General features: G+C 60.6%; 11 protein-coding genes and 1 pseudogene. 7 read left to right on the top strand and 5 right to left on the bottom strand.

Annotated features, from left to right (window positions below; genetic code table 11):
- Positions 1–184: 184 nt before the first annotated feature.
- A complete protein-coding gene (locus RBH77_RS21755; RefSeq protein WP_311029649.1) occupies positions 185–1,384 on the bottom strand; it encodes an acyl-CoA dehydrogenase family protein in 1,200 nt (399 codons plus the stop codon).
- Positions 1,385–1,765: 381 nt separating this feature from the next.
- Here RBH77_RS21755 and RBH77_RS21750 point away from each other — a divergent pair, with 381 nt between their 5' ends.
- On the top strand, positions 1,766–2,230 hold the full coding sequence (locus RBH77_RS21750; RefSeq protein ID WP_311029648.1) for a (2Fe-2S)-binding protein: 465 nt from the start codon (positions 1,766–1,768) through the stop codon (positions 2,228–2,230).
- On the top strand, positions 2,227–4,533 hold the full coding sequence (locus RBH77_RS21745) for a xanthine dehydrogenase family protein molybdopterin-binding subunit (protein ID WP_311029647.1): 2,307 nt from the start codon (positions 2,227–2,229) through the stop codon (positions 4,531–4,533). The genes RBH77_RS21750 and RBH77_RS21745 overlap by 4 nt, the downstream gene beginning before the upstream one ends.
- Positions 4,534–4,682: 149 nt before the next feature.
- On the opposite strand, the gene RBH77_RS21740 is transcribed toward RBH77_RS21745, so the two are convergent.
- From RBH77_RS21740 to RBH77_RS21725, 4 genes are all read right to left on the bottom strand, one after another.
- Entirely contained in the window at positions 4,683–5,879 is a 1,197-nt protein-coding gene (locus RBH77_RS21740; protein ID WP_311032643.1) for a M20 family metallo-hydrolase, read from the bottom strand.
- Positions 5,880–5,942: 63 nt separating this feature from the next.
- Positions 5,943–6,824 carry an alpha/beta fold hydrolase gene (locus tag RBH77_RS21735; RefSeq protein ID WP_311029646.1) on the bottom strand — a complete coding sequence of 294 codons (882 nt, stop codon included), beginning with the start codon at positions 6,822–6,824 and terminating at the stop codon, positions 5,943–5,945.
- 9 nt (positions 6,825–6,833) lie between these two features.
- Positions 6,834–7,616, bottom strand: a complete 783-nt coding sequence (locus tag RBH77_RS21730) for an SDR family oxidoreductase (RefSeq protein ID WP_311029645.1) — start codon at positions 7,614–7,616, stop codon at positions 6,834–6,836.
- A gap of 36 nt (positions 7,617–7,652) precedes the next feature.
- Complete coding sequence (locus tag RBH77_RS21725) at positions 7,653–8,786, bottom strand: pyridoxal phosphate-dependent aminotransferase (RefSeq protein WP_311029644.1); 1,134 nt, start codon at positions 8,784–8,786, stop codon at positions 7,653–7,655.
- A gap of 223 nt (positions 8,787–9,009) precedes the next feature.
- On the opposite strand from RBH77_RS21725, the gene RBH77_RS21720 reads away from it, so the two are divergent.
- The 5 genes and pseudogenes from RBH77_RS21720 to RBH77_RS21700 all read left to right on the top strand — a co-directional run.
- Positions 9,010–10,095 carry an ABC transporter substrate-binding protein gene (locus RBH77_RS21720; RefSeq protein WP_311029643.1) on the top strand — a complete coding sequence of 362 codons (1,086 nt, stop codon included), beginning with the start codon at positions 9,010–9,012 and terminating at the stop codon, positions 10,093–10,095.
- 34 nt (positions 10,096–10,129) lie between these two features.
- Positions 10,130–10,975 carry an ABC transporter ATP-binding protein gene (locus tag RBH77_RS21715; RefSeq protein ID WP_311029642.1) on the top strand — a complete coding sequence of 282 codons (846 nt, stop codon included), beginning with the start codon at positions 10,130–10,132 and terminating at the stop codon, positions 10,973–10,975.
- A gap of 295 nt (positions 10,976–11,270) precedes the next feature.
- A complete protein-coding gene (locus RBH77_RS21710; RefSeq protein WP_311029641.1) occupies positions 11,271–11,981 on the top strand; it encodes an ABC transporter permease in 711 nt (236 codons plus the stop codon).
- Entirely contained in the window at positions 11,978–12,685 is a 708-nt protein-coding gene (locus RBH77_RS21705) for a GntR family transcriptional regulator (RefSeq protein ID WP_311029640.1), read from the top strand. The genes RBH77_RS21710 and RBH77_RS21705 overlap by 4 nt, the downstream gene beginning before the upstream one ends.
- 37 nt (positions 12,686–12,722) lie before the next feature.
- Positions 12,723–13,127, top strand: a pseudogene (locus RBH77_RS21700) (hypothetical protein); the annotation flags it as partial.
- Positions 13,128–13,136: the final 9 nt, after the last annotated feature.

Raw genomic sequence — 13,136 nt, 5'->3', positions numbered from 1 at the left:
ATTGTCAAGCAACGCCCCTCGGGCGCGGCGTTACCGCGCGGATGGCATGTATGGCGGGCTTGGCATCAGGCATCGAATGGCGATGGAGCGGCCTCGTGGCAGGACCTTCGCGGAGAGCCGCTAGCAATCGCTGCGGGCCGGGCTCGGAGCCAAAGATATCCGCGGCAGCGGAATCGGGCGGATATTATCTCCCGGCGGCCTTCATCAGGTCGCGGCCGATAATAAGCTTCTGTATCTCAGTAGCGCCCTCGTAGATGCGCAAGGCCCTGATCTCGCGATAGAGTCGCTCCGTGATCTCCCCGACACGGACACCACGCCCGCCGAAGAGCTGCAGTGCCTGGTCGATGACCCATTGTGCGTTCTCCGTCGCGGTCATCTTGGCCATGGCGGCCTCTCGCGTCGTCGGCAGCTTCTGCACGTCGCGCCTCCAGGCGGTGCGCAGCGTCAGAAGGGAAGCGGCATCGATCGCCGTCGCCATCTCGCCCAGCGTGCTCTGCGCTGTCGGCAGATCGCCCAGTGTGGCGCCGAACATCTTTCGTGCGCGCGCATGGGCGATCGCCTCATCGAGCGCCCGGCGCGCGAAACCGAGCGCGGCGGCGGCAACCGACGCCCGGAAGATATCCAGTGTCCGCATAGCGAGTTTGAAGCCCTCGCCTGGAGCGCCCAGCAATTGCGAAGCCGGAACACGGCAATTCTCGAAGCGCAGGCGCGCCAGCGGGTGCGGTGCGATGGTCTCGATCCTCTCGGCGACGACGAAGCCCGGCGCCTCGGCGAAGACGACAAAGGCCGAGATGCCGCGCGTTCCCGGCGCTTCGCCGGTGCGGGCGAACACGGTGTAGACGTCCGCAATGCCTCCGTTCGAGATGAATATCTTCTCGCCGTTCAGGATATAGTCGCCGCCGTCGTGCTCGGCGGATGTCGACATCGCCGCGACATCGGAGCCGGCTTCCGGCTCGGTCAGCGCGAAACCCGAAATCAGTTCACCCCTGGCGATCCGGGGCAGGATACGCGCTTTCATCGCCTCCGATCCGGCGAGGCTGATCGCGCCAGTGCCGAGCCCCTGCATCGCGAAGGAAAAATCCGCCAGCCCGTCGGCATAGGCCAGCGTCTCGCGGATGATGCATAGCGCGCGGCTGTCGATCTCCTCCGATATGCCGCCATGGGCGCGAGGTACGCAGTGGCGCAAAAAACCCGCTGCACCCAGTCTGGCGACGAGGGTCTTTGTGGCGGCATCGGCGTCATGGTGATCGATGTCGCCAAGTCCGCCATCGGCAATGAAGGCATCGAGTTCTCTTGCAAGCGTCCGGTGTTCCTGTCCCAGGAAGGGCCACTCGAGATGCTCTCGCGAGAGGCTGCGGCTTCCATCGGCAGGATGTGCGTGCATGTCTTGATCTTGCCTTCTTCGAACCCTGGCCTGTCGCCAACGGCGGCAGCAAAGATTCAGCTATAGTTTACGTGTGGCGACCCGCGCCAGATATGAACTGTACTGAAGGAAGAGCGGCAAAAGCACAACGGCCTGACAGAAACATGGCTGGCCGGATTACGCCTGTGCCCGCTACCGACGCTTGCACGCGTAGATGTTGTTTCCGCGATGCGTATTCCGTTGGGCCACGCCGTTTCATCGTTGCGCCAACATCATATTTCTTTGAACTGGCCTACATTGACGATCCATTGCAGGCGGCCGTACCCTTCCGGTGTTCCTCGTGCGTCGCACGACCACCCAGCACCGTGACGCTGCTCACGCTGCAAGGCAAGGAGGACATCGATGTCCGTCACCCTTAACGTCAACGGCCAGGAGCACTCTGTCGAAGCCGATCCTGACAGTATGCTGCTCTATGCCCTGCGCGATGATCTGAAGCTTCACGGACCCAAATTTGGCTGCGGTCTGTCCCAATGCGGGGCCTGCACCGTTATCATGGACGGTTCGGCCATCCGCTCCTGCGTCACGCCTTTGTCGAGCGCCGAAGGCGCCAAGATCACGACGTTGGAAGGGCTGGGGACGCCCGAGAAGCCCCACCCGCTGCAACAGGCGTTTATCGACGAGCAGGCCCTGCAGTGCGGCTATTGCATCAATGGCATGATCATGACCGCAAAGGCTTTCCTCGACGAGAACCCGCATCCCAGCCGTGACGAGATAAAAGAGGCCCTGAACGATAATCTGTGCCGTTGCGGCACCCACATGCGCATTGTGCGGGCGGTCGAACGCGCCGCCAAGGGAGGTCAGGGATGAACACGCGCCCGGAAGACCTGCACGAAGCAGGCAAGTTGCCGTTCAGCCGCCGCACATTTCTGAAAGGATCCGCCGGACTGGTCGTTGCCTTCAGCATTTTCGATCCACGCGAACTGATCGCCGCCGAGGGGGCCACGGATGCGTCTGTAGCGTCACCTGCTTCCGGCAAGCTCTATGCGTGGCTCGCCATCCGACCCGACAACACGGCAACCCTGTTCACCGGAAAGGTTGAAACGGGAACAGGCGTCGAGACTGCGCTTGGGCAGATCGCGGCGGAGGAACTGGAATTTCCCATAGACGCGCTCGACGTGGTAATGGGCACGACCTCGCAGACGGTCGATCAGGGTCCGACCTACGGCAGCATGAGCGTGCGCTATGCCGGACCGCAGATCCGCCATGCCTCGGCCGCCGCGCGCAAGGCGCTGCTGGATCTGGCGGCCGCCCATTTCAAATTGCCGGCCGGGCAGCTTTCCGCCAAAGGCGGCAAGGTCTCGGTGATCGGCATGCCGGACCAAACGATTTCTTATGGAGACCTGGTCGGGGGCAAGCGGCTGGACATCGACATCGGCGCCAGCGGCGAGGGCTTCAAACTGAAAGTGGCGCCGGATGCCCCGATCAAGGACCCCTCGACCTACACGGTCGTCGGCCAGTTCGTGCGGCGGAAAGACATCCCGGCCAAGGTCATGGCCCAGTTCACCTACATCCAGGACGTTAAGGTGGACGGCATGCTGCACGGCCGCGTGGTGCGGCCTTATGGCGTTCAGGCCGAACTTATCAGTGTCGATGAAAGCGGGCTGAAGGATATTCCCGGCTTCGTGCAGGTGGTACGCCGCGGCAACTTCCTCGGCGTCGTCGCCAAGACAGAATGGGCCGCGATCCAGGCCGCCGACAAGCTTGGTTCGAACCTCGATCCCGACGGCCCGCAGGCAGGGCAGGCGAAATGGTCGGACTGGCATGGTCTGCCGGCCCAGGAGGCCATCTGGGATACGGTACGGAAAACCGTCGGAGGGAACACATCCGTCGCCGCCAAGGGTTCGGTCGATATGACATTGCCCTTCGCGGCAAAGACCGTCCACGCCACCTACCAGACACCGTTCCAGATGCACGGCAGCATCGGGCCGTCATGCGCCATTGCCGATGTAAGGAAGGACAGCGCCACTTTCTGGGCCGGCACGCAGATGCCGCACCAGATGCGTGCCGACATGGCTGAGATGCTCGGCATCGCCGAGGACCGGATCGACGTCAAATGGTACGAGGCTTCGGGAGCCTATGGCCGCAACGGCCTCGAGCATGTCATTCCCGACGCCGCCCTGATGTCGCAGGCGGTCGGCCGTCCCGTCCGCGTGCAGTGGATGCGCTGGGACGAGCATGGCTGGGAACCGAAAGGCCCGCCCATCGTGCAGGACCTGACGGGCGCGCTCGACAAGGACGGCAACATCGTTGCCTGGCGCCATCATATGTGGGTTCCCACTACCGGCGACACGCGCCTGATAGCCGTCGAACTTGCGGGCCTGCCTCAAATCGGCAGCGAGGGGCAGGGCGACGCGGCCATCAACTATGCCTACACGTTCGACAATGCCGACGTCGCCTGTCACGGTGTCGGCCGCGTCGGTCTCCTGACCGCCTGGCTCCGCTCGCCGGCCCAGTTTGAAACCACCTATGCGATGGAAGCGTTCATCGACGAGTTGGCGGCCGCCGCCAATCAGGATCCGCTATCCGTCCGCCTCAAATATCTCGGCGATCGGCGCGCGATCGACGTATTGCGGGCCGCAGCCGATCTTTATGGTTGGGAAAGCCGGCCCTCGCCGGCTAAAGGGCAGGACGGGAAACTCGCCAAGGGCCGCGGCATCGCCTGGGTCAACCGCGACGATGTCCGCGTCGCCACCATCGCCGATGTCACCGTTGACCGCGAGAGCGGCGAGATAAGAGCCAAGCGGGTAGTGGTTGCGCATGATTGCGGACTGGTCGTCAACCCGGATGGGCTGAAGAACCAGATCGAAGGCAACGTCATCCAGTCGCTCAGCCGGACCCTGCACGAGGAGGTGACCTTCGACAATGCACATGTGACCAGTCGCGACTGGGAAGGCTATCCCATCCTGCGTTTCGAGGAGATACCGGACCGGATCGACATCGTGCTGGTCAACAATCGCCCAGAATATCCTTCCTATGGCGGCGGCGAACCGTCGACCTGCCCGACGGCTGCGGTCATCTCGAACGCCGTTTACGATGCCATAGGCGTGCGGCTGCGCCAGACGCCGTTCCGGCCGGAGCGGGTCAAGGCCGCGATGAGCCGCACAGGCTGAGCGCGTCGGATTTCGAAGGCGGCGGCATCATCCGACTTTCCGATGATGCCGCCGCACGAAAGAGACCCCTGCCTGCTCCGATCTCGGAAAAAGGAACGGCTTCAGGGGGCGATGCCCTTGGAAGCCTGTACTTTTGACGACCGACGATCTTACAACGATCTGCTATTGGCGAGTATCGCGAGGGTTTCGGAAAGAACTTTCGTGCAGGCGACGAGGTCATCCTTCTCGGCCCACTCCTCGGGATTGTGGGAAATTCCTGCACGACAGGGCACAAAAATCATTCCGGTCGGACAGACATAGTGAAGCTGTCGCGCGTCGTGTCCTGCCACCGAATAGATGTCCATGGTTGGTATGGAACAACGATCAGCGGCGGCAGCGATAATGTCCCTGATCTTCTGCGGGAACTCCAGCGAGGGGGCATACTGAATTTGATTCAGTTCCGCCTCACACGGGCCGCGTTCGTCCTGGACGATGCGTCTTATCGCTTCGTCCACACGATCCACGACGGCATTGTCGGGATGGCGCAGATCCACGGAAAAGAGAACCTCGGACGGCACGACCGATGGTGCATTTGGCGTGACCTGAAACAGGCCAACCGTGAGTTTGACATCGGCAGGATCCATGGTTGCGGCTTCAATAGCGCTGATCATGCGGACCGCTGCCATCATGGCGTCGCGCCGCTCGCTTCGGATCGTCGTCCCGGCGTGGGCCGCCTCGCCCTTCACCTTTACGCGGTAGCGACGCGTCCCCTGCATCCCGGTTACGATGCCTACCGGAACACCGGCCTTCTCAAGCAGAGGTCCCTGCTCGATATGCGCCTCGATAAAGGCGGCGACCGGGCGGCCGAAATCCTTCACCGGAACGTCCCGGTCGTGAGAAAGCACATCCCGCGCCGCTTCTCTTAGTACAATGCCGTTGGCATCGCGTTGTGCCATGACCTCGTCGAGCGGTCTGGCGCGGGTAAAAAGATTGGATCCGCTCATGCCGGGCGAGAAGCGGGATCCTTCTTCATTGGTCCACGCCACGATATCGATCGAGCGAAGAGGTTGCTCTCCGTTTATGATCATGGCCTCCACGGCTTCCAGCGCGCCAAGAACGCCGAAGACGCCGTCGAATCTTCCACCCGTCGGCTGCGAATCGATGTGCGATCCGACCATGATCGGCGGCAAGGTCCGATCCCGACCCTCGTAACGCAGAAAGAGGTTGGCTACGGGATCGGTGAACGGTGAAAGCCCGATCTCTCGCGCCCATTCAACCATCAGCGCGCGAGCCTCGATTTCGGTAGCAGACAGAGCAGGCCTGTCGACGCCGCCGTCGCCGCGAGCCCCGATCTCCGCAAGCTTCATTATGCGAGACCATAAGCGGTTGCCGTCAATCAGATCGGAAAGCGATCGCCGCATGACAAACCTTCAGTCGGTGCGCATGATCTGCGAGGCGTCCGCCCGGGGATCGCGCGGGCCCCACCGGCCGGCCTCGACCTGTGCGATGAATTCCGCCGCCATGCGGTTGAACAATTCCGGCTCCTCGAGGTTCAGCGTGTGACCTGATTTCGGCAGTACGGCGAAGCCGCAGCGCGGAATTGTGCGCTTCAGGAAAAGCCCGGGCTGGATGCAATGGTCGTCTTCGTCTCCGGTCATTACGAGCACGGGAACGTCGAGCACCCTGAAATCGTCTTCCAGATCATAAAGCGATGGTCGGCGCATCTGAACGCCCCGCATCGTATTGGACGCGCCTACTTCATCGTGCCGGGAAAGCCTTTCGGCGAATAGTGACCAGCCACGCGGGTCCTTGTTCTGGAACTGCACACGCGACGCACCTTCGGCGTAGCGCGGACCGTATTCCTTCGAGCCACGTTCAGAGAAGTTTTTCGCGACCTGCTCGGAGACGCCTCGGAAATACTCTTCGTGCTCTTTTTCGGCGCCATATCCCGTTCCCGCCGCCAGCACGGACAAGACCCTTTCGGGATTTCTGAGGGCCACGTGGAGGGCGGCGAACCCACCCATGGAAAGACCGATGACATGCGCTCGCTCAACCCCCGTGGCATCGAGTACTGCGATAACGTCGTCCGCGGCGCGCTCTTGCGAATACTGTTCCACATCCGCGGGGATTTCGGATGGGGGATAACCGCGGGCGGCGAATGTGATGCAGCGATGGCGACGCGAAAAGTAGTTGAGCTGCGGCTCCCAACTCCAGTGGCTGCCGCCGAACTCGTGCACGAAGATGATAGGCGTTCCGGTGCCCGCCGTTTCGAAAAAAAGATTCACACCGTCATCGGTCGTGGCAAAGCTCATGATCGCGCCTCAGATGACCGACCGTCTCGAGGCGATGCCGCCGTCGACAGTGAAGATGGTGCCCGACGTATATCCCGACCGATAGGATGCGAGGAAAACGATCAGGTCTGTTATCTCATGCAGATGTGCGGGGCGCTTGAGCGGATACCGCTCCTGCAATTCCTTATAGCGCGCCTCGTCGCCGAGCCAGTCCTTGGCTCTCTTCTTGAGCATGTTGTAGATGCGATCCGTGTCGACCGGGCCCGGATTGACGCCGACGACGCGGATATTATCATTCAGCGAATGCCCTCCCATGGCGCGCGTAAAAGCCATGAGGCTTGCATTGCCGGTGGTTCCGGCGACGTAGTCCGGATCGAACACCTCGCCGCCATTTCCGATATTGTTGATGATCACGCCGCCGCCTCTCGCCTTCATGCGGGGATAGACGGCACGTGTGAGGTTTATGTAGCCCAGAACCTTGAGTTCCCAGCCGTCGCGCCATTTCCGCTCGTCAATGTCCCACAGATTGCCGCTCGGGATGACGCCGGCATTGTTCACGAGGATGTCGATATCGCCGACCGCCTCCATCAAACGGTCTACGGCGCCAGGTGCGGCAAGGTCCATCGCATGAACCGTGACGTCGACCTTGTGGGCGTCCACGATCTCCGCCTTGATGGCATCCAGCCGATCCTTGGACCGGGCGACGAGATGAAGATCGCAACCTTCATCGCCGAATGAGCGCGCCAGGCCCTCCCCAATTCCCTGAGATGCGCCGGTAATGAGTACCGTCTTCCCCGTCAGCTCCAAATCCATAAAGTTCTCCTTCGTATCCTGTGGTGGCGCTCGTGCTCAAAACAGCTTCACGGTTTCGTTGCGGCCGTGCGCGCGGGCGACCATTTCCGGCAACAGACTCGCGAATTCTTCGACCCAGTGCGTTGGTACGCTGGTGCTGATCTTGATGAACTGGTCGCCGAAATTGGGCGTATGGTAGGCGCCTTGACGGATCATGATCCCTTTTTCCTGGAATGCCGCGACGAGAGCCTCCGGCGCAATTCCGGCACCCTTGCATTCGACGACCACGAAGTTTCCGTTTGAGGGATAGACGGGCATCGACAGCCCCGAAATGGCCTCGGCGGCGACCTTGACCAGCGTCTGATTCGCACGCTGCTGGGACAGAACGGCCGGAAACCATTCGTCCCTTATCGCCAATCCGGCGACCGCCGCACGCTGTGCCAGGATATTGGAACCGAGATTGTTCGGCGGCGAAGCGGCCAGCATATCTATGATTTCTGCGTCCGCCACGATGGCGCCAATGCGCAGTCCGGCGAGTCCCAGCCACTTCGAGAAGCTGTAGATTGTGATCGTGCGCTCCGGATAGAGCGGCGCTGCGAGATGATGCTGGTAGGCAAAATGCCGATAGGTGCAGTCGTGGATCAGATAGGCCCCGGCCTTCTTCGCAATGGCGGCGATGGCCGCGATCTCATCCGCTGTGCAGGCGGTGCCCAGAGGATTGTTGGGGTCGACCAGGTAGATGATGCGTGTCTTGTCGGTGATGGCCGCGGCAAGACGCTCGGGGGAGAGTCTGTAGCCATATTCCGCGCCGTAGATCGGAATCTGTTTGACGCTCGCCCCGACGGAACGGGCAAACGCCATCGGCCAGTTCCACGTCGGATCCGTGGTGATGAACTCGTCGCCGGAACGCAGCAGCGTGTGGCACGCATGATAGAGCGAGGCGACGGCTCCATCGGACACGAGGGCGCTTAGGCCCTGCAGGCCAAGATCGTCGATGATGCCCTGGCGCAGTTCCTCCAATCCCGCCGGCGGCGCGTAGATATGGAATTCCTCGTCCCGGATGCATTTTTCCATCGCTGCGAGGACCGCCGGATGCGGCGTGGCGTGGTTGGTGTTCTGCCCCATCCAGCGCAGATCCGACGAGTTCACGAGGCGGTCGAAATGGGCATTCCGAATCTCGAAAGGTCTCACGCTGAGGCTCCCTTTGTATGCCGTATGAAGGCAAATGGCGGTCCGATGCGCATTAGCTTGCACAAATTATGAGCGTCTTCCAGATTAAAAAATCCCAAAATGCATAATTTTGCATGCTGAAATCATATTTTTGCATAATATGGCTTGCGCTTGATGCCGTTAGAGGGAATCATCCGCCCAGGCGCTGCAGGAAGTCAGCGCGTTTCATCAAAGGGGAATTGTCATGCCGATTTCACGTCGCGAGGTTGTTAAGGGGCTGGGCATCGCGGGAGCGTTGGGCGCATCGCTTGCCATGCCGTCCATTTCGCGCGCCGCCTCCAAGGTCAGTTTCACCACCTCCTGGATTCCCGAAGGACCAAACCTGTTTGCCTATGTCGCGCGGGACAAGGGCTTCTGGAAGAATGCGGGGCTCGATGTCAGCGTCGCGCGCGGCTCCGGTTCGGGATCGGCGGCACAAGCCGTCAGTTCGGGCACATTCGACTTCGGCATGGCGGCAACGCCGACTGTCATCATCCAGGCCGCCAAGAAGCTTCCGATTACCTGTATCGGCCAGATCAACTACGATGCGCTTATGGGAGTCGGTGTGCTGGCGGATTCCCCTATCAAGAAGCCGAAGGACCTTGAGGGCAAGAAGCTCGGCGCAAGCGTGACATCGGGCGAATATCCATTCCTGCCGCTCTATGCCGACAAGGCCGGGTTCGATCTGAAGAAGGTCGATATCGTTCAGGTCGACGGCAAGGTCAGGGAGAGATCTCTCATGGCAAAGCAGGTCGATGCGGTTTCTGCTTTCGCCACCAGCACCATACCGTCCCTGGTGCCGCTTGGCACCGATGTCCGCTTCATGCTTTTCAGCAGCGCAGGCATCGAGTTCTATGGCCAGTCTCTAACGACGCAGCCGCAACGCCTCGCGAAGGACCCGGCTCTTTGTGAAGCGTTCGTGCATGGTGCGATGGAAGCCATACGTTTTACGATGACGAATTTCGATGAATCGATCGATATTTTCCTTCGCGCCAACAGCGAAGTGGCCATCTCCTCGACAGGTAAGGAATATTCGCGTGTTGGGCTTGGCTTGACCAATCTCACCAATCTGGTGCCGGAAGTGAAAGAGCACGGGCTTGGCTACGCAGATCCTAAAAAGGTCGAAACCATGCTGGACATGGTCATGAAATATGGCGTGGGAGATGGTGCGGTCAGGCCGAACGGTGATGCGCTTTTCACCAACAGCTTCGTCGGCAAGATCAAGCTCGGCGACAAGGAACTGGCTGAGGCGGAGAAGCAGGCTGCGGCGTATCGCAAATATGTCAACTGAGCTGAATCCAGTCTTGGCGCGGGAAACGGATACCATGCAGGCTGCGAGTTCTCGCACGGACGACCAGCACGCAGATGCCCTGGTATCCGTCCGCGACGTCAAGAAGACCTACTTTACGCGGCACTCGCCTATCCATGCGATAGGTTCGGCTTCGCTCGACGTCGGACGGGGCGAATTTGTCTCGTTGCTCGGGCCGAGCGGCTGCGGAAAGAGCACTCTTCTTATGATGATTGCCGGACTGGAACAGCCGACCGTCGGCACGGTTTCCCTCGATGGTTCTGTCGTCGTGAAACCGCGGAGCGATATCGGCATCATCTTTCAGGACGCGACCCTTCTGCCTTGGAAAAGCGCGCTGGAAAATGTGCTCTTTCCCATACGTATCCTGAAGCGACCCGTGGCCGAGTATCGTGATCGGGCACTCGAGCTTCTTAAAATGGTGGGCCTCTCCGGCTTTGAAAACAAGAAGCCGTCGGAACTTTCAGGCGGAATGCGCCAGCGCGTGGCGATCTGTCGTGCGCTTGTCCATGATCCCGATATCCTGCTGATGGACGAACCGTTCAGTGCGCTTGATGCCATAACGCGCGATCAGATGAATGTCGCCCTGTCGGAGATCCTCGAGACATACAGGAAGACGGTCGTTTTCGTGACCCATTCGATCCGCGAGGCTGCTTTCCTGTCCGATCGGGTCGTCGTCATGGGCGGCCGACCGTCTTCCATCCTCCTCGATCTGAAGATGCCTTTTCCCCGGCCGCGCCGTTTCGAAATTGAGGAAACGTCCGAGTTCACCCAGATCTGCCGCCAGCTTCGTCTGACAATCGAGGAAGGCCACGGCAACAAGGGCGGAGCATCGGCCGGAATTCCCTTCAAAGTCATTGAGTGAAGCCAGGATGTGTCTGGCTTGGAGACGGATTTCGCCATGAGGATTCTAGGTCAGGCAAAGCGAGGCTTTGCACCGGATTGGATCGACAAGATTATGGCCCTCCGGGCGGCGCCGGAAGTCGTCGAGCCGACGTTGAAAGCCTCTCATCCGCATTCCCGATCAGACCAGAGGGCCTAGCATGTCTACACGAAGCGTTCCGGCCGAGGCCGGCGAGATAATCGCTCCCCCCTCCTCAACCGGCGAGGGCATCGCAGGTATGCGGCCTGTGGTCCTCCCGATCGGGCTCGCTCTTGCGGTGCTTGTCGGCTGGCAAGCCTATGTTACGCTGGCCAATGTGCCGAGCGTCGTACTACCGTCCCCTGTCGCCATCATCGAATACATCTTCGACCACTATGACGTTCTCCTGACCCAGGCGGTGCCGACCACGGTCGAGTCCGCCGTCAGTTTCATCGTGGCCACAGTCGTCGGAGTGATTCTGGCGATAGCCATCACCTATTCGGATACGGCTCGCGAAGCATTGTATCCGAACCTGGTGTTTTTCCAGCTCATCCCGAAGATCGCGCTCGCCCCCCTGTTCATCATCTGGCTTGGTATCGGTTCGCAATCACGGATCGCCTTTTCCGTGTTCATTGCCTTTTTCCCGGTGGTCATCGCAACGACCGCGGGTCTCTTGAGCGTCGACAAGAGCATGGTGCGGCTCTGCCGCGGCCTGACGGCCACGGAATGGCAGATCTTCGCGAGTGTCAGATTTCCTGCCGCGCTGCCCTATATCTTCAGCGGCATGAAAATCGCCGTGACCCTTGCGATTATCGGCGTGATCATCGGCGAGTTCATAACGGCGCAAGCCGGTCTCGGCTACCTCATCATCTTCTCGACTGCCCGGGCAGACACGCAAGTGTCCATGGCCGCGATCGTGGTACTATGTATCTGCGGCCTTCTGCTATATGGCCTTGTCGCGCTTGGAGAATTGTTGGCCAACAAGGTCTACGCCACCGAAAGTCGATGAAATCAGATATGGAGAAGCAGCCGACAGCCCGGGAAGCATCGCCCCGTGAAACCGCATCGCTTTCAGCCGAGGTCGTTCACCGTCTCGAGACTGAGATCCTGAAAGGGAGCCGCCGGCCGGGAGATCGCCTCGACGAGCGTCAATTGGCGGAACAGTACGGCGTTTCCCGCACCCCTGTTCGCGAAGCCCTGCAGCGGCTGGCGGCAAGCGGGCTCGTGATTTCTCGCGGACGGCAGGGACTGCAGGTCTCCCAACTTTCCCTCGCCGACCTTCTCGATGCGTTCAGCGTCGTTGCCGAACTGGAAGGACTTGCCGCGGCTCAGGCAGCGCGCCGGATGCAGCCAGGCCAGAAGCTCTTGCTCGAGCAGGCCCATGAAGAATGCATCCGGGCAAGCGAGTCGGGTGATGAAGAATTTTTCTACGATGCCAATATCCGGTTCCATGAGACGGTTGCCGAGGCCAGCCATAACCGCATTCTGCAAGAGGAGTTACGCAGGCTCACGCTGAAGATCTCGCCCTATCGGCGGACGATCACCTATCAGCCGGGACGGGTCCTTTCGTCCATTCCCGAGCACAAGGCGATCATGGATGCGATACTAGCTGGGGATACGGAAAAGGCGCACGCCACGATGCGCAAGCATGTAACGTTATTGGGCGAAGGCCTCCCCGACCTTCTGCACTTCCTTCCAATGGTCGACAACTAGCTTGGGCGTACGCGACGAATTTCGCAAGGCGCCTGACATGCGCACAACCTCTCGCCCCAGAACCACCGGTATCCGGCAATTCCTCGATCCTGAGCAGCAGCGCGACTGGATAGAGGGCAAGGCCGGCCTGCCGGACGCGGCCGAGCGCTCGGAATCCCTGGAACAGCGCTTCAGATATGCCGCCCGGTTCGAGAAGCTGCTTGGTCGCCCGCAGGCAAAGGAAGTGTTGGCGATCCTCGGGATATACGGTCCGAACTGCATTCCGATCCCGCGCAGGACCGAGCGCATCTACTGGTCGGTTTCCTGCCTGCCGTCGACCTCGGACAAGCCGCTCGTTCGTGTCAATGCAAGCTGGATGGAGCTTTTCACGCTCTATGCCCGGGACGAAGACGTCCACGCCCGGTTCATCGTGCATCTTTCCGATTTCACGACGGACCGCTCTGCCACGCGG

The sequence above is a fragment of the Mesorhizobium koreense genome (assembly GCF_031656215.1).
GTDB classification, from domain to species: domain Bacteria; phylum Pseudomonadota; class Alphaproteobacteria; order Rhizobiales; family Rhizobiaceae; genus Mesorhizobium_L; species Mesorhizobium_L koreense.
Note: the sequence above shows the minus strand (reverse complement) of the source record. Positions and strands in the feature narration are given on the sequence as shown.